This is a genomic window from Salmonella sp. 741265050_HSA (assembly GCF_046569445.1).
GTDB lineage: Bacteria > Pseudomonadota > Gammaproteobacteria > Enterobacterales > Enterobacteriaceae > Salmonella > Salmonella enterica.
The window spans coordinates 1-2,176 of the sequence record NZ_JBKFSV010000031.1; the positions used below are offsets into that span (position 1 = coordinate 1).

2 protein-coding genes are annotated in these 2,176 nt (G+C 50.3%); both read left to right on the forward strand.

Translation table 11 applies throughout. The features are described 5' to 3' along the window. Positions 1 to 1,559, forward strand: a 1,559-nt coding sequence (locus ACLD4F_RS21965; RefSeq protein ID WP_411011040.1) for a fimbria/pilus outer membrane usher protein, incomplete at its 5' end; no start/stop codon positions are given. 22 nt (positions 1,560 to 1,581) lie between these two features. After that, on the forward strand, positions 1,582 to 2,166 hold the full coding sequence (locus ACLD4F_RS21970) for a fimbrial protein (protein ID WP_411011041.1): 585 nt from the start codon (positions 1,582 to 1,584) through the stop codon (positions 2,164 to 2,166). Positions 2,167 to 2,176: the final 10 nt, after the last annotated feature.

Genomic DNA, 2,176 nt, shown 5'->3' on the forward strand with positions numbered 1-2,176 from the left:
CTTCTGTCACCCAAATGTTGCGCCCTGGCGCGACACGTTGGGATATCGGCGTCGGCGAGCTAAACGATGATTCTTTGCATGATAAACCGCAGGTGGGTTACGCGCAGTTTTACTATGGCCTGAACAACACCTTTACCGGCTATATCGGCGCGCAATATACCGATATGGATTTCTATGCTGGGTTATTAGGCCTGGCAATGAACACCGGCATTGGCGCATTCGCCTTTGATGTGACGCAATCTCACGCCAGTATTGATGATCTCGGCACGCTCAGTGGGCAAAGCTACCGGCTGACCTACAGCAAAATGATCGAGGCGACCAATACCTCATTTAACGTCGCCGCTTATCGTTTTTCTACTGAAGACTACCTCAGCCTCAATGACGCCGCGTCTCTGCAAGACAGCGTTAAGCACCAGCACTATGCCCAGCAAAGTTATCGCTCAGGTGATGAGCTATATGCCGATTACCAACGTACCAAAAATCAGGTGCAAATCAGCATCAACCAACCCTTAAACCATGGAGAAACGGCCTGGGGTTCTGTGTATGTCAGCGGAACATGGCAGGACTACTGGAATGATGCGGGATCAACGGCCAACTATAGCGTGGGTTACAACAACAGTTTTGCCTACGGCAGCTATAGCGTGTCATTACAACGCGCCTATAACCAGAACGGCAGTAAAGACGACAGTATCTATCTCAGTTTCAGTATTCCGTTGAGTATGTTTTCCCACAGTGGGGAACGTTCGGACAGCTTCTCCAATATCAATATGGGTCTGCGTTCTGACATGAAGGGCGGAACTAACATCAACTCCACCGCCAGTGGCAATACCAAAGATAACGACATCAGCTACTCCGTGAGCGCCGCGTCAAGCAGCGGTAATTACGGCAACCTGAATCAGGTGAGTGGTTTTGGCTCCCTCAACAGCAGCTATGGCCCATTAGGACTTTCCGCCTCGTTTGGCGACGACAATAGCCGGCAATATTCCGCCAGCTACAGCGGAGGTATGGTGCTGCATTCTGGCGGCGTGGCATTCGCGCCGGGCAGCATTGGCGAAACCGATGCCGTCGCGCTGGTGAAAGCCAGCGGCGCACAGGGCGCAGGACTAGGCTACAGCAGCAGCGAAATCGGCAGCTCGGGATATGGCATTTTGCCGTATATGTCAGCCTACCGCGAAAACCGGGTTTCGCTGGATATCAGCTCGCTGGAGAACGATGTTGAAGTCAAAAGCACCAGTACGGTTACCGTACCACGCAGCGGTGCCGTTGTGCTGGTGAATTTTGAAACCGATGAAGGCCGCTCACTGATTCTGGAATTACAGCGCAGCGATAAAGGCTTCATTCCTTTAGGCGCAGATGTCCTTAACGAGAAAAATGAAACTGTCGGTACCGTCGGCCAGGCCGGGCAAGCCTACGTGCGCGGCGTGGAACCACAGGGAGAACTTCGCGTGGTGTGGGGCAGTGGCAAAGAAAGCACCTGTACGGTGCGTTACCAGATAACTGAAACCACGGCAAAAGCTGGGCTAACCCCAGTACTGAGCAATCAACTTTGCCACATGTAATGACCTGTTTAGGGAAAAACTAATGAGAGTTTATATGAAAAGAAACAGCTTCACTCTTCCCATTGCGGCATTTGTCGCAATGGCAGCCTCTGGAAGCGCGCTTGCCGCTAATTCCACAAACCTTGATGTTAACTTCACGGCCACAATTAAAGAAACCACCTGCGATATGAAACTGGTCGGTGGTACAGGCTCCGATACGATACAAGAATTAATCATTGGTAATAGTAGCGGTGAAGTTCGTATTGATGATGTAAGGGCGGGGACGGCAACGGCAGATTTTAAATTAGTTATTGTTGAATGCCCTGCGTCTCTTCAATCGTTAAAGACATCAATCAACGGAACGCCATCCGGGTATTCAACAAAAATATTAACGAATGGAACTAAAGGCTCAGCCGACTACACAGGGGTGTCAGTAGCACGCTCATCCAAACCTGATGAACCTTTTGTTATTAATTCCACCGTCGATTCAGAACGTCTGGTCTGGAGTGAGGCAGAAATTAACAGTAAAGAGGTTCCGCTGATCGCCATCATGAAAGAGACCAATGCTAATTCAGCCACAACAGGGGCTTTCTCAGCCGTTGCGACATTCGTATTTACCTACGAGTAATTAACGCGGA

What these genes read in the sequence shown, in the direction of transcription:
- ACLD4F_RS21970 (WP_411011041.1), top strand. Translation starts at nt 1,582, where the DNA reads ATGAGAGTTTATATGAAAAGAAACAGCTTCACTCTTCCCATTGCGGCA.